The organism is Dokdonia sp. Dokd-P16 (genome assembly GCF_003095655.1).
Classification (GTDB): Bacteria; Bacteroidota; Bacteroidia; order Flavobacteriales; family Flavobacteriaceae; genus Dokdonia.
Window position 1 is genome coordinate 3,271,216 of the sequence record NZ_CP029151.1, and the last position, 22,446, is coordinate 3,293,661.

Below are 22,446 nucleotides of genomic sequence, written 5' to 3' on the forward strand. Positions count from 1 at the left end.
GCACTGCAAAAGTAACAGTTTGGTTAAGTATTATGAAGTAAAAACAATGAAATTTACTTCCAAGATTTCATGCTCTCTTTTGCTTCTTCTGCTGGTTGGCTCATTTGGTACCCTCTATACATCAAACCATCCTTCATTTCCCATATAGCCATAAAATGTGCCATAGGTTGTTCTGTATCTGGTTGCTCGATCGTAGTTACAAAATATGTGAACCTTATCACTACCTGATCCTCTTTAGAAAGAAGGTGTGTAATCTCTGGACGAACCGCATCAAAAGATTTACCAGCCTCTGCTGCCATTTCTTTTAATCCTGCTATTTCCATATGATTGTAACCTGTTTTTGCATTCCAAAAAAGCTGCATATCAGGATGAATATACTCATCAAAAGCAGTTGTGTCATTAAAAAAGTCTGAGCTATAAAACTCTTTCACGATTTTCTTATTACTCTTAGCCATTATTGTTGCTTTAGTTTTTCTAATAATTCTTGCACTTGTCTCAACGCTGCAAGCTCTTTATATTTTGTTCTGAAATCACCTGCTGGTGACCCAAAATAACTTTTTTCTCCTTCTAGTGACTTACTTACTCCACTCTGCGCAGAGATGATAGCCTTCTTACCTATAGAGATCCCACTAGTAACTCCTACCTGACCCCACAAAGTCACTTCGTCCTCTATAACGACACAACCTGCTATGGTAGTTTGAGCCGCGATTAAAACACGTTCTCCTATAACAGTATCATGACCTACATGGACTTGGTTATCAATCTTAGTTCCTTTACCTATCGTTGTATCACCAGTAACTCCTTTATCTATAGTTGTCCCAGCTCCTATATCTACATTATCTTCTATTACAACACGACCACCAGATTTAAGTTTATCAAAACCTTCTGGACGTTTTTTGTAATAAAAAGCGTCTGCACCTAGTATGCTTCCTGCGTGTATAGTAACGTTGTCACCTATAATCGTATTATCATATAGACATACATTAGGGTGTATGGTACAGTTATCACCTATAACCACGTTATTGCCAACGAAGACATTAGGCTGTATAACAGTTCCTTGACCTATAATTGCCGTCTCTGCTATGGCAGCTGCTGCGCTTTTAAAAGGTTTAAAGTGATCTGTAAGCTTATTAAAATCTCTAAAAGGGTCATCAGATATTAAAAGTGCTTTACCCTCTGGGCAAGCTACTTCTTTGTTTATAAGTACAATAGTCGCGGCACTTTGTAGCGCCTTGTCGTAATACTTAGGATGATCTACAAATACAATATCTCCTGGTGTTACTACATGGATCTCATTCATACCCAAAACTGGAAACGAAGGATCACCCACAAAAGTGATATTAAGAAGACTTGCAATATCTTGAAGCGTATGTTGTTTTTTAAATTTCACGATTACGAATATAAAAGAAAATCCCGTCATTTGACGGGATTTATATAATAAGTTAATACAAGATTATTTACTCCTTAACGCGCTCTTTATAGGTCCCTTTATCGGTCTCTATTTTTATCTTATCTCCTTCATTAATAAACAAAGGAACGTTTACCTCTGCTCCTGTCTCAACAGTTGCTGGCTTTGTAGCGTTAGTTGCTGTATTACCTTTTACTCCTGGCTCTGTGTGACTCACTTCAAGTATTACAGAAGCAGGCATGTCTACAGAAAGTGGTGCGTTATCTTCCGTATTTATAAGTACGGTAACAACCTCTCCTTCCTTTAATAAATCAGAACGATCTAACGCAGTCTCTTGTAAAGCGATTTGCGTGTAGTCTTCTGTATTCATAAAGTGATACCCCTCTCCATCATTATATAAAAACTGAAATTTATGCGTCTCTACACGCACTTCTTCAATCTTATGTCCTGCAGAAAATGTATTATCTAATACTTTTCCAGAGGTAACACTTTTCATTTTTGTTCTTACAAATGCTGGGCCTTTACCTGGCTTTACGTGTAAAAATTCGATGATTTTATAAATATCGTGATTGTAGTGTATACAAAGTCCGTTGCGTATGTCTGATGTTGTTGCCATATATAGTATCAAATTTCTGCAAATGCAGAATTCTTATTTAATTAAAAGTTAATCTCGCTTTCGCGAAAATATGAAAAGATTATCAATCTCTCCGTTTTATGAATTTCTCTGCTCACCTTATGTTAGGCAAAAGCATGAGTGTTATGTTGTCAAATTTTCGCGAAAGCGTAAAAGAAAACTTATGAATTGAAGTATCCTTTCATAATACCGCGTTGAGAATTACGTATAAATTGCAATATCTCATCACGTTCCTGAGTAGCTTCCATCTCTGCTTCTATAATTGCAACAGCCTGAGAGTTGTTATAATTTTTCTGATATAAGATGCGGAATATATCCTGGATCTCACGTATTTTTTCTGTTGTAAATCCGCGGCGACGTAGTCCTATAGAGTTAATCCCTACGTAACTTAATGGCTCACGACCAGCCTTTACAAAAGGTGGCACATCCTTACGTACTAGTGACCCACCAGTTACAAATGCATGGCTTCCTATCGTACAAAATTGCTGTATTGCAGCCATACCAGCTAGTACCACGTAGTCACCTACAGTAATGTGCCCAGCAAGCGTACTGTTATTAGAAAAAATACAATTATCACCTACGATACAATCATGAGCAATATGGCAGTATGCCATAATCCAACAATTGTTTCCTACCTGAGTTTTCATACGATCTGAGGTACCACGGTTAATAGTCACACACTCACGTATGGTTGTATTATCGCCAATGATTGTAACGGTATCCTCGTCATTAAATTTTTTATCTTGTGGTACTGCAGAGATTACTGCACCTGGAAAGATACTTACGTTCTTCCCTATACGCGCACCTTCCATAATAGTCACATTAGATCCTATCCAGCTACCCTCACCTATAACAACATTATTATGTATCGTTGTAAATGGTTCTATAACTACATTCTTTGCAATTTTTGCACCTGGGTGCACATATGCTAATGGCTGATTCATACTAGAGATTTTTTACTTTTACTATTTGTGCCATTATTTCGGCTTCTGAGACAAGTTTACCATTTGCATAAGCGCGAGCTTGCATCTGGCAGATTCCTCTACGTATAGGTGACATTAGGTCTAATTTGAAAATAAGTGTATCACCAGGTACTACCTGATGCTTATATCTTACTTTATCTATTTTAAGTAAATAAGTAAGATAGTTTTCTGGATCTGGAACGGTACTTAAAACTAAAATACCTCCCGTTTGAGCCATTGCTTCTATTTGAAGTACGCCAGGCATAACCGGAGATCCAGGAAAATGCCCCACAAAGAATGGTTCATTCATTGTTACATTTTTCACTCCAATCACATGCTCTTTTGTAAGCTCTAAAATCTTATCTACAAGCAAAAATGGAGGTCTGTGAGGTAACATCTCCATGATTTGATTTACATCCTTTACAGGAGTTGCATGCAAATCTACATCTGGAACATAATTACGACGTTCATTCTTAATAATTTTCTGAAGTTTCTTTGCAAACTGTGTGTTTACAAAGTGCCCAGGCTTATTTGCAATGATTTTCCCTCGTATTCTTGTACCTGCTAGTGCTAAGTCTCCTATTACGTCAAGTAGTTTATGACGTGCTGCTTCATTAGCATGGTGCAAAGTAAGGTTATCTAGTATGCCGTTAGGCTTAACAGCGATATCATCTTTATTAAAGGCTACCTTCAATTTTTCCATTGTACTAGGAGATAATTCCTTATCTACATATACAATCGCATTATTGAGATCTCCTCCTTTAATGAGGCCATGCTCAAGCAACATCTCTATCTCATGTAAGAAACTGAATGTTCTACTATCTGAAATTTCCTCCTTAAACTGTGAGATATGCTGTATGCTTGCATTTTGAGTACCTAGCACTTTAGTACCAAAGTCTACCATAGTAGTAACTTGATACTCATCTGCCGGCATTAAAATAATCTCACTCCCAGACTCTTCGTCTAGATAAGTGATAATATCTTTAACGATATATTCATCTCGTATAGCATCCTGCTCTAGAATCCCTGCTTCCTCTAGTGCTTCTACAAAAAACTTTGAAGAGCCATCCATAATAGGAGGCTCAGAAGCATTGAGTTCAATAAGAAGGTTATCTATTTCAAGTCCTACGCAAGCAGCAAGTACGTGCTCTGTAGTTTGAATAGAAACGCCGTTTCTTTCAAGGTTTGTTCCTCGTTGTGTATTAGTTACAAGAGAAGCATCTGCATTTAGTACTGGCTCTCCTTCAAGATCAAGGCGTTTAAATTTATACCCGTGATTTTCTGGAGCTGGCTTAAAGGTCATTAGTACATCTGCACCTGTGTGCAGACCAACACCTTTTAAGCTTATTTCTTTAGCTATCGTACGTTGTTGTGCTTTAGCGTTACTCATTATTTTGTTGTTTTTTTAATTCGTTTACCGTTTGTACAATTTTTGGTAAATTTTTAAAGTGTACGTAAGAACGATTCCAATCAGCATAATTAAATGATGGAGATCCTTGCAGCACTTCATTATCCTTTATATTTCTTCCTATTCCAGATTGTGCTTGTATACGCACATTATCACCTATGGTTAGGTGTCCAGAGATACCTACTTGCCCACCTATAAGACAGTGCTTTCCAATTTTTGTAGAACCAGCAATACCTGTTTGTGCAGCAATAGCTGTATGAGAACCTATCTCTACATTATGTGCAATTTGAATCTGGTTATCAAGTTTAACACCTGTTCTAATCACAGTAGATCCTAATGTTGCACGATCTATGGTAGTTCCTGCTCCTATATCTACGTGATCTTCTATAATTACATTTCCTGTTTGTGGTACTTTACTATACTCTCCTTTTTCATTTGGAGTAAAGCCAAAACCATCTGCACCTACAATGGCACCACTGTGTATGTAGACCGTGTTACCTATAACACAATCAGAATACACTTTAGATCCTGCAAAAAGTACACAATTGTCTCCTATAGTTACATTATCTCCTATGTAAACGTTAGGATAAATTTTTACATTATTCCCAATAGTTACGTTCTCTCCTAGATATGAAAAAGCTCCTAGATACAGTCCGTCTCCATAAGTAGCTGTTTCAGAAATAAAGCAAGGCTGCTCTATTCCAGATTTATTGAGTTTTACTTGATTGTAATATTCTAGTAATTTTGAAAATGACTTATAAGCATCCTCTACTCGTATAAGCGTAGGCTTCACGGGTTGTTCTGGTTCAAAGTCATTACCTACAATGGCTATACTTGCCTCTGTAGTATATATAAATGATGTATACTTAGGATTTGCTAAGAATGTTAGAGACCCTGGGATCCCTTCTTCTATTTTTGCAAGCTTTGACACTTCTACATCCGGGTTACCTTCTATAGTTCCTTCTAGTATTCCTGCGATTTGATTTGCGGTAAATTTCATGGATGACAAAAATAGGAAAAATTAACGTTTAGGTTTTGGGTAACAGAGATAGTTTTTAACTACTTCTTTTGTAAGTGACTTTAGACTTAATTGATCACTTGCTTTTACCACATCTACAATCTTCCCACTATTGAGAAGAATATTGATTCCACCTTTCTCATAATTATAAGCTTGGTTTGATATAGTCCCTGTAAACACAAAGTATGATGCCTCATGTTCTGTTATATTAAATTCCTCCATTAATAAGGACTTATGTTGCTCAAGCTTAGACGCTACAAATGGTTTCTTTTTAATTTTTACATTTAAAAGATCTCTATTTATAATCGCCTTAGACAACTCAGAAAGCACAAAATCGTCATGAAAACACCATTCTTTCATAGCAGAAATAATATCATAATCGTCTAGCTGAGCAAACGTATCTAGACTCTTTTTAATGGTATCACTATCTATTCTATGTTGTAAAAAATATTGTAAAGGTTTACTAGAAGATAGTATAACACCATCATGAGAGAGCTCTTTTGCACGCTTGAGTACTCTCGTTATTAATTGCTCTGCTACAATACCTGTTTTATGCAGGTACACCTGCCAGTACATGAGCCTTCTAGCGACAAGAAACTTCTCTACGGTATAGACACCCTTTTCTTCTACTACAAGCTTATCATCCATCACGTTAAGCATCGCAACGATACGCTCCGTATTAATGTTACCCTCGGCCATTCCGGTATAAAAACTATCACGTTTTAAATAGTCGGTACGATCCATATCTAACTGACCAGAAACCAGCTGATTTAAAAAAGAGCGATGATATGACCCCTTGAAGATTTCTATTGCCAGCGTTAAACTTCCGTTAAACTCCGTATTGAGAGCCTCCATAAATAAGCTAGAAATGTGCTCATGACTTACACCCTCTACAATACTATGTTCCATAGCATGAGAGAAAGGACCATGACCTATATCGTGAAGTAAGATTGCTATAAACACACCTTCTTTTTCTTCAGGTGATATCTCAACGCCTTTGTCTTCAAGGACTTTGATGGCTTTCTGCATAACGCCCAGACATCCTATCGCGTGCTGAAAACGTGTGTGATGCGCTCCAGGATATACAAGATATGACAATCCCATCTGCGTGATGCGTCGTAGTCTTTGGAAATATTTGTGCTGTATCAAATCAAAGACTACACCATTAGGTATAGTAATAAACCCATAAATAGGGTCGTTAATAATTGTAACTTTGGGAGACCTCAATATTAAAAATTTTGGATTTCTATTTTTTATGCTTTCGCGAAAGCGTATTACATACAAATATAAGGTTTCGCCTTGCAAACAAGGAGCCTCTTAAAAACTAACATACTTAACTAATTATATGAGCAACATACAAATACTTTGGGTAGATGACGAAATTGACTTACTTAAGCCACATATTTTATTTCTTGAAAAGAAGAATTATAGCGTAACTACCTGTGATAATGGCGCCGAAGCTGTAGAAATGATAGATGAGCAAAACTTTGACATCATTTTTCTTGATGAGAATATGCCTGGACTATCGGGTCTAGAAACACTAAGCGAAATCAAAAATAAACGGGAGAATGTTCCTGTTGTCATGATTACTAAAAGTGAAGAAGAGTATATTATGGAGGAAGCGATAGGCTCTAAAATAGTAGACTACCTTATTAAACCGGTAAATCCTAACCAGATATTACTGAGTTTAAAGAAGAATCTTGATCATAGTAGGTTAATAAGTCAAAAAACCACCTCTTCGTACCAGCAAGAATTCCGCAAGATTGCCATGGATTTATCTATGGTAAACAGCTTTGAAGAATGGTCTGAGCTTTACCAAAAGCTTATTTACTGGGAGATGGAGCTTGAAGGCATAGAAGATACAGGAATGTTTGAGATATTAGAATCTCAAAAATCTGAAGCAAATAATCAGTTTTGTAAATTTATTGATAAAAATTACCCAGATTGGTTTAACGGCTATGAGGGACCTACGATGTCTCACACCTTATTTAAAGACAAGGTACAACCACACCTTAAAAAAGGTAGTCCTACCCTATTCATTGTCATAGATAACATGCGCTATGATCAATGGAAGGCTTTTGAGCCTCACCTTAATGCGCATTATAAAAAAGTACAAGAAGAACCTTATTACAGCATCTTACCTACGGCAACTCAGTATGCTCGTAATGCTATATTTTCTGGACTCATGCCAGAAGAGATGAAAAAGAAGCATCCAGACTTATGGCTTGATGATACAGATGAGGGAGGAAAAAATATGCACGAAGCAGATTTTCTTGAGGCACAACTTAAAAGACTACGTCTTGACCTAAGCTGGGAATATCATAAAATCACCAACTTAAAAAATGGTAAAAAACTTGCCGATAATTTTAAATCTCAGAAAAATAATGATCTTACGGTAGTCGTTTACAATTTTGTAGATATGCTTTCTCATTCTAAAACAGAAATGGAAGTAATCAAAGAACTAGCTAGTAATGACAAGGCTTACAGGTCACTTACAGAAAGTTGGTTTAAAAATTCACCGTTACTCACGATGATACAGCAAGCGCAAGAGCTAGGCATGAAGCTTATACTTACTACAGATCACGGTACCATTAATGTCAAAAATCCATCTAAAGTTATAGGTGATAAGAATACTAGTCTCAACCTGCGTTATAAAACAGGTAGAAGTCTCACGTACGAAAATAAGGATGTACTCGCTGCCGAAGATCCTCGCACGATACACCTACCTACTATTAATATGAGTAGCTCATTCATATTTGCAAAGGGAGACCTATTCTTTGCATATCCTAATAATTTTAATCACTACGTAAGTTATTATAGAAATACATACCAGCATGGAGGCGTAAGCCTTGAAGAAATGGTGATTCCTTTTGTCGTGCTTGAACCTAAATAGAAATGTTACGCTTTCGCGAAAGCGTGACCACAAACAACAAAACCACAGCAATATAAGCTGTGGTTTTTTTTATGGTTGTATATGTTCTCGAAGAGCTGCTTAACCCGTTTTATTAATTCGCTCTAGAAAATCTATTACATTATCATCCTTATCTTTCTCAGGAGGCTCTTTAACATCCTCAAGATTTTTTATGAAATAAGTCACCGAAAGGCCAGTAATACGTTTAAAGTGGTTTGAAAAAGATTTTGGATTAGAAAAACCAACTTCCTTCGCTAGAGCACTCACTGTGTATGTTCTTATTTTCTCAGAACTATAGAGTAATTTAAGTACATGATTAATACGCAAGTCATTAATATAAACAGAGAAATTCTCTGATTTCTTGTCATTAATATACTTAGACAGATATGTTGAATTAGTACCTACATGGAGAGCTAGACTCTTAAGCGTGATATTCTCCTCTGTAAACATTAATGTGTCTTCAAAAGTTTTGAGACCAGCTTTAATTTTATCTGTTTGTGTAGACTTTAATTGCGGTGTAGAATTATTTATAGCTGTCTTAGTCGTACTAGTAGTTTTTACAGGAGATGACACCTCACTTTTAATACGCTTCTCAAGCGCCACTTTGAGATTATCAAACCTCTTTTTATAAATAAGTCTTTTTCTGTATTGAAATATCGCTACGATGACTCCTATGCAACTCAAGATTATGAATAGAATAACACCAGCATTACTTGTTGACTTTTCTTTTTCTAGTTTATTTATTAAAAGCTCCTTCTCGGCTGTAAGCTCTGGGATAGTATACATAGACACGACACCATTACTCACAGATTCCTTAATACTACCTACTGATTCCTCATAAGCAATCATTTTATTTAGGTATTCTATTTGCTTGTTAGTATTTCCTTCTTTCTTATAATGATTAAGTAGATATTTGAATGTATGCTTGAGCTCAGTAAAATAATAATCAGATCCTGCTGCTACAAAAAGGCTATCAGAGATAAGGAATGAAGTAGTCGCCTTTTCTTTTAAATCTAACCCCTCGTAGGCTATTCCTTGCATGGCAAAAGAATGAGACAACTCATCATCTGCTTTTTCATAGTCATTAGAAATATATTGATTGGTTAATTCTAACCCCTTTAGGTAATTTTTTTGTTTGATTAAAATAGCCCCTTTAAGCCCTAAGTAAGAGTTCTGATATTCTTTATCATTGTCAGTATCAGCATAAATCTTCACTTTTTCTATATAATCGCTTGCAGCATCTAGACTATCTATATCAAAGTAAGAAGATGCAATAGAATATCTAACGGAAGCAAGAATATTCTTATTCTGAGAATCACTACTGTAAATGTGAATATTCTTAACTTTTCCAGTGGTGTAAATAGACTCTACTTCCTTTAAATTTGAAATACCGCGACTTACATTTCCATAATTTATCTGTAATACCCCAATAAAATTCTTCAAAGTCCATTTGTTAGATAAATTTCCGGATTCTTCAGAATATTTATACGCCTCTTCCGCTAACTGCAAAGACATATCGATTTGATCATTGTAATAATATGATATTGCCTTACTTAACAGTGTTGTTTCATACAAAACGAGCAAATTATTTTCTTCAGTAAAATTTAATATATAATCAAATAAATCAAAATCATTATTTCTCAATTCAGCTAAAACAAGATAAAATTTAGCAATATCAGATTTATTCTTACTTCGTGTTGCTCGCTTTATAAGTTCCTTGCTTTTTAATTCTTGTACCAATGAATCAACTGATGTCATATCATCTTTAAAAAGAGTAAAAAAATCAGCTCTCAATACAGGATAACTTTTTACAGATATAGAGTCAGGAACATCAATATCTGATAGGTATGGAAGCTCCTGTGCACTTATAGAGAACAAAGAGCACATAAAGATTACTATAAATAAAGGGGACTTTATAATCATTAACGAAACGAATGGGAGTACTATTTTCTAAGAAAAATCTTACTCCTATATATGTTAAAAATGGTTTTAGGCTTATTTAAGCGGGATGCAAGTTAATCGTTATATCCCTATAATTAAACCTCATGACTAATAAATTCCTCAATTTTATGATTGGCACCCTTAAAATACTGAAAATTAAAAGGTATTCTTATAAAAATGGAAACAGCCATAGATTTAAAAGGAGATTTTAGTGTATCGCTATTTAAGGACGGGACATATAACTGGATTGAAAAACTGCTTACCCCGTTTTATTAATTCGCTCTAAAAAATCAATCACATTATCACCCTTTTCTTTTGCTGGAGCCGCCTTAATATCCTCAAGATTTTTTATAAAATAAGTCACCGAAAGCCCAGTAATACGTTTAAAGTGGTTTGAAAAAGATTTTGAATTAGAAAAACCAACCTCTCTTGCAAGAGCACTTACTGTGTACGTTCTTATTTTTTCAGAACTATAGAGCAATTTAAGTACATGATTAATACGCAAGTCATTGATATAAACAGAGAAATTCTCTGATTTCTTGTCATTAATATACTTAGACAGATATGAAGAATTAGTACCTACTTGGAGAGCGAGACTCTTAAGCGTGATATTTTCTTCTGTAAACATTAATGTGTCCTCAAAAGTTTTGAGACCAGCTTTAATTTTATCTGTTTGTGTAGATTTTAATTGGAGTGTAGAATTATTTATAGTTGTCTTATTCGTACTAGTAGTTTTTATAGGAGATGACACCTCACTTTTAATACGCTTCTCAAGCGTCACTTTAAGATTATCAAACCTCTTTTTATAAGTAAGTCTTTTTCTGTGTTGAAATATCGCTACGATGACTGCTATACAACTCAAGATTAAAAATAGAATAACACCGGCATTACTTGTTAACTTTTCCTTTTCTAGCTTACTTATTAAAAGTTCCTTCTCAGCTGTAAGCTCTGGGATTGTATACATAGTCGATACACCATTGCTTATAGATTCTTTAATACTACCTACTGATTCCTCATAGGAAATCATTTTATTAAGATATTCTATTTGCTTGTTTGTATTTCCTTCTTTCTTATAATGATTCAGTAGGTATTTGAATGTATGCTTGAGCTCATCAAAATAATAATCTGATCCTGCTGAAACAAAAAGGCTGTCAGCGGTAAGGAAAGAAGTAATTGCTTTTTCGTCTAAATTCAACCCTTCATATGCAATACCCTGCATGGCATAAGAATGAGACAACTCCTGATCACTTTTTTTTAGATCATTAGAAATATATTGATTGGTTACATCTAACCCTTCTAAATATCTCTTTTGTTTGATTAGTATTCCTGCTTTTAAACCAAGGTAATAATCTAAATGATCTTTATTTCCTACTGATTCAGCATATATCCTAACTTTTTCAATATAATCATCTGCCTCATCAAGACTATCAATTTCAAAATATGTCTTTGCTATGGAATACCTAATAGATGCCAGCACATCTTTATTATAGCTATCTGTATTGTAAGGGTGTATTGTTTGAACCTCTCCTGTTATATAAATAGACTCTACCTCTTTTAAATGTTGCAATCCACTAGAAACATTACCATAATCAACTTGTAGATTACCAATAAGACTTTTTAAAACCCATTTATTAGATATATTTTGAGTTTTTTCAGAAAATCTATACGCTTCTTCTGCTACTGCTAAAGCCTCTTTAATTCGCTGATCATAGTAAAGAGCAATAGCTTTTTGCAACAACCCTCCTTCGTAGGAATCATCTAACTCATTAGTTCTTGTATACTCAAGTATATATTCAAGTATATCATAATCACCATCTCTTAAATTTTCTAAAGTCAAATAGAATTTAGCTACATCGGACTTGTTTCTACTTAATGTAGCCCGTCTTACAAGTTCCTTTCCTTTTAATTCAAGTGCCAATGAATCAACCGAAGTTTTACATTCATTAAAAAGAGCAAAAAATTCAGTTCTTAATACAAGGTAACTTTTTACAGCTATAGAATCAGGTACAGCAATATCTGATAGATATGGAAGCTCTTGTGCACTTATAGAGAACAAAGAGCACATAAAGATTACTATAAATAAAGGGGACTTTGTAATCATTAAGGAAACGATTGGGAGCACTATTTTCTAAGAAAAATCTTACTCCTTATATATTAAAAATGGTTTTAGGCTAATTTAAGCGGGCTGCAAGTTAAAGTTTATATCCCTATTATTAAATCTCATGACTACTAAATTCCTCAATTTTATGACAGCCACCCTTAAAAAACGAAGAATTGAAGGGAAGATTCATAAATATGGGAAAAATCATAAATTTAAAACGAAAATTTATGAATGTTCCTACACAACTCTAGATATTCTCTTAAGTATAGCTGACTTTTACACTCCTAATCATCAATATAGTTAGTTACAAAATAACTATATATTCATCAATCAAAAAACGGACTTACATCATTTAGTGTTTCATCCAACACAAATTATAGTCTTACAAGTAAGAAGAATTAAAATCGGTGTTTAACAACTAGTTTGAAATTACATTTTAGGGGTTTGCACTTTAACTAGTAATTAGGGAGAATATATTTTCAATACATTCTTCAAACCTATTTATAGGTTGACATCGATTTTTATTTTAGACCTACACACCTCTTACCACAACCTCTCTATTTATATTATTTTTCTTTCTGTCTTTTTGAATCAAGGACACCACTCCAATAATTATATATTTAAGTATATTTCCCTAGAAAAGCGAGAAATTATCGTTTAAAGGCATATAAAGACTACTTTTATAATTTAAAATCTTAAAACTTTAAGATTTTCTTATCTTCGCAACACCCTTAAATACCCCACTAATGCAGATGATTTATAATTTGTCTGAAATTGAGCATATTGCAAAAACAATAATCTCTTCTTCAAAAAGTAATATCCTTCTCTTTTATGGAGAAATGGGAGCAGGAAAGACTACACTTGTAAAATCGCTTGCAAAACAATTAGGAGTACAGGAGACTGCTAGTAGCCCTACCTTTTCAATTGTTAACGAATATATTTCTGATAATAACGAACTGTTATACCACTTTGATTTTTATAGACTAGAAAAAGAAGAAGAGGCTTTGGATCTCGGTTTTGAAGAATATTTAACTCAAGGAGATTGGATTTTTATTGAATGGCCAGAAAAAATCACCTCCTTTTTACCATTAAAAGCACAAAAGATTACGATTAGCACAATAGGTGCAAGTAAAAGACAATTAACCTTACATTAGATATGTTAAAAAAATGTTAAAGTGATTATTTTGCATTGTAGGAATTTTCTCTTTAAGCTTTTTTTAACAAAGGCAAAAAACAAAGGTTAAAACCTTTAAACGAAATTAAAGAATTTAATAGATAACCCCTTAAACCGTACATATATAATACTGGGTGCCTTTTTTTTCAAAACGGGCGCGAATATACATAAAAAATTAATTAGCAATATTTTGAGAGATTAGGGTGATGTTTGCAACAACAAATCATTACTCAAAACACTCTAAATTATGAAAATTAAAGCTTTATTTTTAGCACTAGTGATCGCTGGTGCAACAGCATTATCGTACACAGTTCATACTCAAGATGCAGAACAAGCAATCGAAAAAAGTAAAATTAAAGTACCAACATACGGATAAGAGACGTATACTTTCTATCAGTATGTTTACAGCCTTAGTTATAATGCTGTCACCTCTATTATTTTATGCATACCAAGGATTCCCAGACGTAAAGTCTTGGGAATCCTCTGTTTTTGGTACGATTCAAAGTAATTATTACGGAAGCATACACACACTAGCTTGGGTTTTATTTGGTAAGATTGTTCCGTTTTTCCTTTTATTTATTTGGTTTTTTACATGTAAACATTGGTGGTATCATGTTATACTAGTACCCATATCTATGTATGTGTTTCAAATTTTTAATATATTAAATGATGATTTAAAATTTATCGATACTGGTGAATTAGTATTAATTATACCTATAATAGCAATAGTCGCTGCATTATCCTACACTATTAGAACCAAAATTTTCGATCGCTTATATGGAGTAGATTTAGATCAAGAATTAAAGCGTGTTCGCTGGAATGGGAAAATTGTAAAAATCCCTGCAGACTCTCCACTTAATATTCCCGAGGTAGGTGATGATGAAGTAGATGACGAAGAGCTAGATGATTAGTCCGTAGGATCATCAAAGTTTCATGTTACAATAATGTCTCAGTTATTACTATCTAACAAACATTTAATAAACCTCTTTCTTTTTATCAGGGCGTACCCCTATCCTTCTTTCATTTCATTCTTGAAGTCTAGTGACCGGGCTTTACGTTTATACGCTTCGTGATGCTACGCTATCGCTTCACAACACTGCAGGGTAACCACTGCTATCCCTCACGCAAAAAATTAAACGGTATCCAAGAATTACATAGAGCTAAAGCTTGTTTAAACGCTAAGATTGCTTAGCAGATAACTGATTATTTCTATCCTAAATATCAATACACAAAAAAGCCCCAGTAACACATACTGAGGGCTTTTTGTAATCAATGCATGCTTTGCTTATCTCTTCAACGTAAAGTGTCCGTTTACGGTTCTTTGTGTTCCTTCCTCATCTACTTCTGTAAACTCTACGCGGAACCAGTAATCGTTTGATGGCATAGGCTGTCCATTAAAGGTACCGTCCCATCCAGCACCTACTGGGCTGATCTGCTTTAAGAGTTTTCCGTATCTATCAAAGATGAAGATCTTTGCATTTAAGTTTGGTGCTACTCCCAGTCCTATGATATTCCATGTATCGTGGAAACCATCTGCGTTTGGTGTAAAGAATCGTGGGTAGTCAATTATCCCTATCTCTACTTCTGATACGCTACAGTTACCACTGGCTAGTCTTCCAAAAACAGTGTGTGTTCCCAGTGTTACTCCTGTAAAAGTAGTACTGCTCTGGAACGGCCCATCATCTATGGCAAACTCATATTCTGAACTAGCATCTGCTCCTGTGATATTAATGACTTCTACCGTGTATAATCCGCTATTGTTAAAAGAAGATTCTACAACGACCGCTTCAAAAACAGGTGCGCTCTCTGCGCTATACACCGCTTCTGCCACATAATCACAGCTTGTACCATCTCCATAAGTAGCGGTAATCATCACTTGATACGTCCCTGCAGAATCAATAGTCACCTCAGGGTTTAAGGATACTAATGCACCATCACGTGTCCATGCATAACTATAAGTCACCCCAATCTGTGGACTCTCCACCGTACCATCAATGGTAAACGGATTAAGCGCTTGGCCTGTAATCTCATCTACACAAATCTGTCCGCCTTCATTAGTTAAATTGGTGTATGGTAACGGTTGTACAAATATCTCAAAATCTACTACCGTGCTACTTTCACAGCCACTTGCAGTGTTTACCGCTCTAGCATAAATCACCTGAGGATTTATGGTGTTTTCAAAAGCACTAGGAGTAGCAATCGCATTGACCATTGCCTGGGCATCTGCAAGGCTGGTGTAATAACTCACGGAAGTTGCTGCTACGTTTCCAGTGATAACAGCGTTTTGCTGAGTAAGATCAAAAGTTGCCGTACTCTGCTCTGGTGCGATATTTACTCCAAAATCGTCTGCACATTGCACGATATTATCAGCTGGAAATACCTCTGGACGTGATTCTACCGTAAAGATGATGCTGGTAAAATTCACGCATCCTGTGGTCGCATTTTCAATGCGCACAAATAATTCTTGATTATCTGCCACCGTGTATGGCGAGCTAAGCGCTGCTTCATTTGCTGCCGCTTGCACTTCTAGTTCATGGTAAGTAATGATAAAATCACTGGTTACCTGCGGCGCCGCAAGTAGTCCAGCCAAATCTGCGAGGGTTGTAAGATCTACACTTCCCATCGCGTCATCACCATCAAATTCTTCACAGAAGGTATAATCTACCGGTCCAGCTGCTGCCAAGATCGGTAGCGGATTTACCACTACTTCAAAAGGAACGACTACAAAACATAGATTTCCGTCGCTATCCAAGTCACTGTTTCCTGGCACATCACGTTCCACTCTTGCGTATAATGTTTGGTTGCCAGTCACCGTATTGATAAACGCAGTCACATCTGCAATGGCGAGCGTGGTGTCTTCTGGGTTCGCTTCCGCGAAAGCGAGTTCTGTATACACCGTTATATTCACCGGTTCTGCTCCAGCAATCTGCGTGATAGCAGCTGTTAAATCAAATATTTCAAAACCATCTGTTGCCGAACCTGAACCTGCATCAATCACCCCGTCACCATCAGTATCAATATCTGTAGTCGTATCACATACTTCTAGTGCATCTGGATTGGTATTTGGCGTTGGCAGTGGTAACACTTCAATATTAAAGGTCGTTCCATCACTACACCCTGCTGGGCTTGATACTACTGCCTGGATGGTCTGAGGATTTAAAACATTTGTGTACGCCGAAGGATCTACAATAGGAGTTCCTGCATTCAAAGCAGTAAGACTCTCATAATACACTACCGTAAGCAGCGGATCACCACCAGTGAGACTGGCTTGGTTTACGCTCAAATCAAACACCGTAAAGGTATCTGTATCATCATCACAAATCATAAGGTCTAGCTCGTCACCATTCGGGTTTGCCGTAGGTGGTGTCTCTACCGATATCTCAAAGGAACCGATGGCAGCACATATATTTGGAGAGCCGTCACTTACTTGTAAGCGTACCCAGATAGTTTCTAGTGGTGCTATCTGCGTTGCTGTATAAGCGGTAGGGTTTACAATTGGATTGATTCCCAAATCGGCATCTGCTTGTGTATTATGGTAAGTAATAACAAGGATTGCTGGATCTTGCGTTCCTATAATCGCAGCCTCATTTTGAGTAAGGTCAATAACCTCCATTAAATCATTATTATCATCACATGCTGCAAGAGTTTCAAGGGTTGTAGGAAGTTCTGGAATAGGGAATACTATAAGCTCAAACTCATAAATCTTCGTACAACTTGTGGCTGTGGTAGCGTCTGTATCTTGTGCAACTACATACAACGAAGTCATCCCTGAGATGTTATTATAAGGAACCGTAATATCTATCTGACCTGCGCCTGTATCTGCCGTTGCATTATCTAGTGTTTCATAAAAACGTAAGTCTATGTTTGTTACTGTTGCTAGTAAGTCGTCATTATACTGCTGCAAGTCAAAAGCTCCAAAGCCGTCATTATCTTCATCACAAGCAACTGCTGCTGGTAAAGGTTCTCCAATTACTGGCAGCGGATTCACCTGAAGGTCTACCGTAGTTTGAGCACCACACATTCCTGCCTGATCACTTGTAACTAAGATAAAAATAGTCTGCGGACTCATGCCTGTATTTACATAGGCTGTTGGGGTCGTTATCGCATTAGTTGCTCCAGCATCTAAGTCGGCTTGCGACTCATAATAGCTAACACTTAAAGTGGTGTCTCCTCCAGTGATTAAAGTATCAAGGCTCGTTAAATCAAAACTTGTAATCCCATCAGTATCGGTGCCTACCAGTGCTCCTGCGCTATCACACTCCTCAAAAACTCCAGGAGGTGTGATTGCTGGAATCATCGCTATGTTTAGATTGAAAGTGCCAACGACCGTACATCCTGTAGTTGTATTTTCTAGACGCACCCAGATTGGCGTGATTGGCGCACTTGCTAAGTAGTTCAGCGGATCTGCAACTGGCATATCACTTGCGCTTCCTACCATCGCCTCTGCGCTAGCCAGCGTTTCATGATACGTTAAAGTAACATCAGCAGTGGTTTGTGTTCCTAGAACAATTGCATCATTTTGAGTAAGATCAAAAAGCGCTTGTCCATCTACATTATCATCGCAAGAGGTTAAATCTGGGATTACTGTAGGAAGTACAGGTGCTGGTTGTACAGTAAGTGCTAGTTCGATAACACGGTAACACTGTGTTGCTGTTGCCGGGTCCGTATCGGTTGCTCGTACATATATTGTTCTAGATGCTGTTTCATAAGCCGCCGGAGTTGCTATCGATGGACTTCCCAGTTCCGCGGAAGCGAGTGTCTCGTGAAAAGTGAGTGACATAAACGTCTCTCCATTAATAATATCTGTAGTTACTTGGCCTGTAAGATCAAATACTGCATCTCCATCATTATCTGCATCACCATCATTTGCCATGGTATCACATTCTTCTACCGCTGCAATAGTGGTAGGTGATGGTAATGGGTTTACCACTAAAGTAAGTGTGGTGGTTTCAAAACAACTAGTTACGATATTCTCTACTCTAGCAAAGATGGTTTGGTTAGCCATTACGGTGTTTTGATATACATCTGGAAGAACAGGTGTCCCTGCATCGGCATCGCCTTGGGTAAGGTGATAACTCACTGCCCAGTCATTATTACCGCCAGTAATCTCATCATCACGGCTACGCAAATCAAAACTTGCAAACTCATCGGTATCACTACCGCTCTCTAAATCATCACAAAGCTCATACTCGGCAGGTTGTACCGGTGTAGGCAGCGGATTCACAATAAGGGAAAGGGTCGCTATATTACTACAAAAAGTAGCCGTGGTCGTTGGTTGCGCCGTATCTGTAACTACTGCAAAAACGATTGCCGTGTTACTGGTGTAAGCGGTAGGAGCTGCGATGGCAGGCGTTCCATTTTCCGCGGAAGCGAGAGAAGAAAACCATTCCACGCTGTGAGTTGCAGGGTCTAAACTTCCTAAAATATTTACTACCTGTGTACTTAAATCAAAAATCTGTAGTCCGTCGCTATTATCATCACACAGTGCAAAAGGAGTTGCATTTTCATTAGGCATCGGAGTATTAAGTACTCTCAGGGTAAGTGGTGTCGTGTCATAACAACCTATCGCATTAAATACACGAGCAAAAACTATTTGCTCAAAAGGGTCGTTGTTGATATACATTGCTGCGTCCAGTTCTTGACCTACAGGCGCATTATCTGCATCTGCTTGGGTGAGATAGTAAGCAACACTCAAACTAGTGTCTCCACCAGTAATTTCAGCATCTCTAGAAGAAAGCACAAAAAAGTCAAACACACCATCATTATCATCATCACAAGCCTCATAGTCGGCTGGAGTGACGGCCACAGGTACTGGGAAACTACGGATGCTCATACTCGTCGTTGAAAAACAACCTGTTGTATTATTAGTCACACGAACTCCTACAACCTGAGGATTGCTCGTGGTGGTAAACATCGTGCTATCTGGAATGCTTGTATCGCCAGTAGCAGCGCCAGCAGCGTCCAAGTGATAGGTTACCGTAAGATTTGCATTAAAACCACTGGTGATTTCTGCATCTTTTTGAGAAAGATCAACCGTTGTAAATCCATCTGCTACACCATCATCATCACACACTTGAAGCTCAGATGGCGTGATAGCCACAGGGTTCTGATTCACAATAATCTCAAAATTCATCGCAGTATCAAACGTCGTACACGTGCTACTCGTACTTCTTAAACTATAGAAAATAGTTTGAGGATTACTACTGTTTGAAAAAGATGCAGGACTTGCAATCGCTACTGGAGGTGTTGCTGTATAAGCTGCAATACTCTCGTAAAAAGTAACTTCTAAATCTGCATCTCCACCAGTGATCTCCGCTACATTCTGCGTTAAATCAAAAGTAGCTGCATTGGCTACAGCAGAACAAGTCTCAATACTACTGATTGTAGGTAGGAATGTTGGGTTGGGAGTGACGGTGAGTCTCACGTGCTCTCCAAGACCTACACATCCATTATCTGTATCTGCCTCTACACGAACCCAAATATCTTGCACACCACCAGCATTTGTAAATAACGGATTATTGCTATAAGCAGCTATATCCGTAATAGGATTAATCTCAGATAAGGCTTCTTGTTCTGTCTCGTAATAAGCAACAGATACTACCTGTGGTGAGAAAAATGTTTCTATCGTAGCGGTAGCTCCAGAGAAATCAAATACAGCAATACCATCACTATCGGTATCACACTCAATCTCATCTGCGAAGAGTGTTCCTGTTGGAATTTGAGAAGCACTCACAACCACATTGATGACGCCTTCTCGTGAACATCCATCTAGATTTGTAACAGTCACAGCAATAGCCTCATTAAAAGGAGAACCACTATTTACATAAGCCGTTGGATCAGTTATAGGTGTGCCAGAAGCGTCTACATAAGTAAAGGTCTCGTTAGCTGAATTTGTACTCAACTCGCTTTGTGACTGTGTTAAGTTTAAAGTCGTAACACCATTTGTATCATCATCACACTGACGTAAAGTTACTGGCGTGGTTAGGACTGGGAGCTCACCTACCACAAGTGAAATATTTCTAGTAGCAAAGCAATTTACATCACTATTATTTTCCACGCGTACTACAATAGTTTCTCCGCCGGCATTAGAATTAGTGTAAGCGAGTGGTAAAGGATTGTCATTATTGTTAGCATCTACACCTCCACTATGAAAGCTCACATTAAATAAAAAAGGGTCTTGAACTCCTAAAATAGTATCCGTAATACTAGATAAATCAAAAACAGTAATTCCATTAGTATCGTCTCCATCTGTAGCATCGTCACAAACTAAAAATGGCCCAGGATCATTTGCTACAGTTTGGTCGCTTACAGATATTACAAACGAACCTACTTCAAAACAATTTGAACTTAGCATGGTCTCTATACGGACAAAAATCTCTTCTGATGGACTTGTGTTTGTATAAGCCCCTGGGTTAGATATGTCATTTATATCCATTTCTGCATCCGATTGAAGCGTATGAAATGTAACCATTACATCTGTTTGGCCTGAGATAATAGCGGGTAACTGATCATTTAAATTAAATACTTCAACTCCATCGCCAGATGGATCATCGCAAACCATAATATCCATAGGATCATTATACATAGCAGACGCAAACTCTATCGCTACTGAATCCTCACCTATACAACCACTTCCAGTATCTACAAAAACTTTGTATTGACCATTAACCATTACATCGAGCGTTCCATTAACTTGAGCCGGTACAAACGGCTCAAACATACTAGTTGTAGTATTAAATTGTTGCCACTCAAATGTTGTAGTTGCAGTTGTATTATCTGTTGCATCTAGCGTTATAGTCTCTCCTTCACAAGCAGCATTGAAATTAATACCAACTTGATCTGCTCCAATATCTACACCCAAACTCAAACTACCACCACGCAAAAACACAGCTGAGTCAAAACCGTTATCAGAACGATCTGCAATTACCATTTTGAGCGTGTACGTTTCATTAGGTACTATTGCTACTGTCGTTGTGGTCAATACTGTAGTCAATCCATCAAACTGAGTAGGGATATCATTAAGATTATCATTAGAATTACTTACATACAATTCTGGAAAATAATTTACACCTAAGTCCTCTGAACCGCATAAAAATCCATTGATGGCATCTTGCGTAGGATCTAAATGTATTGTTGCTGTACTTACAGCAACATTTGAAGATCCTTGTATAGCGGCAATATTAGTACCTCCAAAAGCAGTACCCGAGTCATCTGGAATTCCTGGACCTTTTACTAAAAAAGCAAAGCCATCTCTAAAATTATCATCACACTCAAATTCATTTTCATATTCTTCAGAAGCAAAAATAAATTCGAAATCTACGGTGTCTATATTTGAAGAAAAAGTAAATTCAAATACAGTGGCATCATTAGTGACTGCGACGGTTCCATATAAGTTATCTAAAATCGTTTGAAGGTCAGTATCTCCATTCCAGCCACCTGCACTATTACCACCTCCATCATTATTAGGACCTTCTGCAAGTCTAGAAAAACCAGAGGTCAAAATAATCCCATCTTGAAAAGGAAAATTAGAACCATTTGCATTAAAGTAACCCCAGCTTTTTTCACTTGGGTTTGTAGCTCCTCCAGGGTTTTCTTGAAAATTAGTAAGCGCTACTTCTGCACATGAAGATCCGCTTATTAGAACATTTTGGATAAGCTCTTCTGCAGTAAAAGCAGATTCTGGATAAACTGGATTATTTACAGCTATACTCTGCGCTGATAAACTATTGTAACAAGAAAAAAATAAAATAATAGCTAGTAAAAATACTCTCATATAAAAATGCTTGAAATTTAAAAACAGAAAAAATATCTAGCGCATGAGTCTAGATTGAGATTTTCAAAACCTTCAGTATGTAATTAATAATTTACTTTCACTATTCTGTATTATAG

At 36.8% G+C, this 22,446-nt stretch carries 14 protein-coding genes; 4 read left to right on the top strand and 10 right to left on the bottom strand.

The features are described 5' to 3' along the window. Nucleotides 1-53 precede the first annotated feature (53 nt). From DCS32_RS14565 to DCS32_RS14595, 7 genes are all read right to left on the bottom strand, one after another. A complete protein-coding gene (locus DCS32_RS14565; RefSeq protein ID WP_013752032.1) occupies nucleotides 54-455 on the bottom strand; it encodes a nuclear transport factor 2 family protein in 402 nt (133 codons plus the stop codon). Next, the gene (locus tag DCS32_RS14570; RefSeq protein ID WP_108879306.1) at nucleotides 455-1,390 is read right to left on the bottom strand and encodes a UDP-3-O-(3-hydroxymyristoyl)glucosamine N-acyltransferase; all 936 of its coding nucleotides are present in this window, start codon (nucleotides 1,388-1,390) and stop codon (nucleotides 455-457) included. The genes DCS32_RS14565 and DCS32_RS14570 overlap by 1 nt, the downstream gene beginning before the upstream one ends. A gap of 67 nt (nucleotides 1,391-1,457) precedes the next feature. Continuing rightward, nucleotides 1,458-2,024 (bottom strand): elongation factor P, encoded by a 567-nt coding sequence (efp, locus tag DCS32_RS14575; protein ID WP_013752030.1) that lies wholly within the window; start codon nucleotides 2,022-2,024, stop codon nucleotides 1,458-1,460. Between the two features lie 179 nt (nucleotides 2,025-2,203). Continuing rightward, nucleotides 2,204-2,986: an acyl-ACP--UDP-N-acetylglucosamine O-acyltransferase gene (gene lpxA, locus DCS32_RS14580; protein WP_013752029.1), complete on the bottom strand. Its 783-nt coding sequence runs from the start codon at nucleotides 2,984-2,986 to the stop codon at nucleotides 2,204-2,206. Nucleotide 2,987: 1 nt separating this feature from the next. Continuing rightward, a complete protein-coding gene (locus DCS32_RS14585) occupies nucleotides 2,988-4,394 on the bottom strand; it encodes a bifunctional UDP-3-O-[3-hydroxymyristoyl] N-acetylglucosamine deacetylase/3-hydroxyacyl-ACP dehydratase (RefSeq protein ID WP_108878947.1) in 1,407 nt (468 codons plus the stop codon). Beyond that, nucleotides 4,387-5,412, bottom strand: coding sequence for a UDP-3-O-(3-hydroxymyristoyl)glucosamine N-acyltransferase (lpxD, locus tag DCS32_RS14590; protein ID WP_108878948.1), 1,026 nt, complete (start codon nucleotides 5,410-5,412; stop codon nucleotides 4,387-4,389). Before lpxD ends, DCS32_RS14585 begins: the two co-directional genes overlap by 8 nt. A gap of 21 nt (nucleotides 5,413-5,433) precedes the next feature. Next, nucleotides 5,434-6,657, bottom strand: coding sequence for an HD domain-containing protein (locus DCS32_RS14595; RefSeq protein ID WP_410492543.1), 1,224 nt, complete (start codon nucleotides 6,655-6,657; stop codon nucleotides 5,434-5,436). A 118-nt stretch (nucleotides 6,658-6,775) separates the two neighbouring features. Here DCS32_RS14595 and DCS32_RS14600 point away from each other — a divergent pair, with 118 nt between their 5' ends. Continuing rightward, complete coding sequence (locus DCS32_RS14600) at nucleotides 6,776-8,323, top strand: bifunctional response regulator/alkaline phosphatase family protein (protein WP_013752025.1); 1,548 nt, start codon at nucleotides 6,776-6,778, stop codon at nucleotides 8,321-8,323. A gap of 99 nt (nucleotides 8,324-8,422) precedes the next feature. Here the strand turns inward: DCS32_RS14600 and DCS32_RS14605 are convergent, their stop codons facing one another. Continuing rightward, on the bottom strand, nucleotides 8,423-10,264 hold the full coding sequence (locus DCS32_RS14605; RefSeq protein ID WP_108878949.1) for a helix-turn-helix domain-containing protein: 1,842 nt from the start codon (nucleotides 10,262-10,264) through the stop codon (nucleotides 8,423-8,425). Nucleotides 10,265-10,541: 277 nt separating this feature from the next. Further along, a complete protein-coding gene (locus DCS32_RS14610; protein ID WP_108878950.1) occupies nucleotides 10,542-12,383 on the bottom strand; it encodes a helix-turn-helix domain-containing protein in 1,842 nt (613 codons plus the stop codon). A gap of 752 nt (nucleotides 12,384-13,135) precedes the next feature. On the opposite strand from DCS32_RS14610, the gene tsaE reads away from it, so the two are divergent. The 3 genes from tsaE to DCS32_RS14620 all read left to right on the top strand — a co-directional run bounded on the left by tsaE (nucleotide 13,136) and on the right by DCS32_RS14620 (nucleotide 14,468). Next, entirely contained in the window at nucleotides 13,136-13,537 is a 402-nt protein-coding gene (gene tsaE / locus DCS32_RS14615) for a tRNA (adenosine(37)-N6)-threonylcarbamoyltransferase complex ATPase subunit type 1 TsaE (RefSeq protein ID WP_317047375.1), read from the top strand. Nucleotides 13,538-13,804: 267 nt separating this feature from the next. Beyond that, nucleotides 13,805-13,933 carry a hypothetical protein gene (locus tag DCS32_RS16300; protein WP_262497443.1) on the top strand — a complete coding sequence of 43 codons (129 nt, stop codon included), beginning with the start codon at nucleotides 13,805-13,807 and terminating at the stop codon, nucleotides 13,931-13,933. Nucleotides 13,934-13,955: 22 nt separating this feature from the next. Next, a complete protein-coding gene (locus tag DCS32_RS14620) occupies nucleotides 13,956-14,468 on the top strand; it encodes a hypothetical protein (RefSeq protein ID WP_108878952.1) in 513 nt (170 codons plus the stop codon). A 374-nt stretch (nucleotides 14,469-14,842) separates the two neighbouring features. Here the strand turns inward: DCS32_RS14620 and DCS32_RS14625 are convergent, their stop codons facing one another. Then, nucleotides 14,843-22,330, bottom strand: a complete 7,488-nt coding sequence (locus DCS32_RS14625) for a T9SS type B sorting domain-containing protein (protein ID WP_108878953.1) — start codon at nucleotides 22,328-22,330, stop codon at nucleotides 14,843-14,845. Nucleotides 22,331-22,446 lie beyond the last annotated feature (116 nt).

Bases quoted from the DNA above. Each gene is read 5' to 3' on its own strand.
- DCS32_RS14600 (WP_013752025.1), top strand. From the start codon at position 6,776: ATGAGCAACATACAAATACTTTGGGTAGATGACGAAATTGACTTACTT.
- lpxD (WP_108878948.1), bottom strand. From the start codon at position 5,412: ATGAAATTTACCGCAAATCAAATCGCAGGAATACTAGAAGGAACTATA.
- lpxA (WP_013752029.1), bottom strand. From the start codon at position 2,986: ATGAATCAGCCATTAGCATATGTGCACCCAGGTGCAAAAATTGCAAAG.
- tsaE (WP_317047375.1), top strand. From the start codon at position 13,136: ATGATTTATAATTTGTCTGAAATTGAGCATATTGCAAAAACAATAATC.
- DCS32_RS14620 (WP_108878952.1), top strand. From the start codon at position 13,956: ATGTTTACAGCCTTAGTTATAATGCTGTCACCTCTATTATTTTATGCA.
- DCS32_RS14625 (WP_108878953.1), bottom strand. From the start codon at position 22,330: ATGAGAGTATTTTTACTAGCTATTATTTTATTTTTTTCTTGTTACAAT.
- DCS32_RS14585 (WP_108878947.1), bottom strand. From the start codon at position 4,394: ATGAGTAACGCTAAAGCACAACAACGTACGATAGCTAAAGAAATAAGC.
- efp (WP_013752030.1), bottom strand. From the start codon at position 2,024: ATGGCAACAACATCAGACATACGCAACGGACTTTGTATACACTACAAT.
- DCS32_RS14610 (WP_108878950.1), bottom strand. From the start codon at position 12,383: ATGATTACAAAGTCCCCTTTATTTATAGTAATCTTTATGTGCTCTTTG.
- DCS32_RS14605 (WP_108878949.1), bottom strand. From the start codon at position 10,264: ATGATTATAAAGTCCCCTTTATTTATAGTAATCTTTATGTGCTCTTTG.
- DCS32_RS16300 (WP_262497443.1), top strand. From the start codon at position 13,805: ATGAAAATTAAAGCTTTATTTTTAGCACTAGTGATCGCTGGTGCAACA.
- DCS32_RS14565 (WP_013752032.1), bottom strand. From the start codon at position 455: ATGGCTAAGAGTAATAAGAAAATCGTGAAAGAGTTTTATAGCTCAGAC.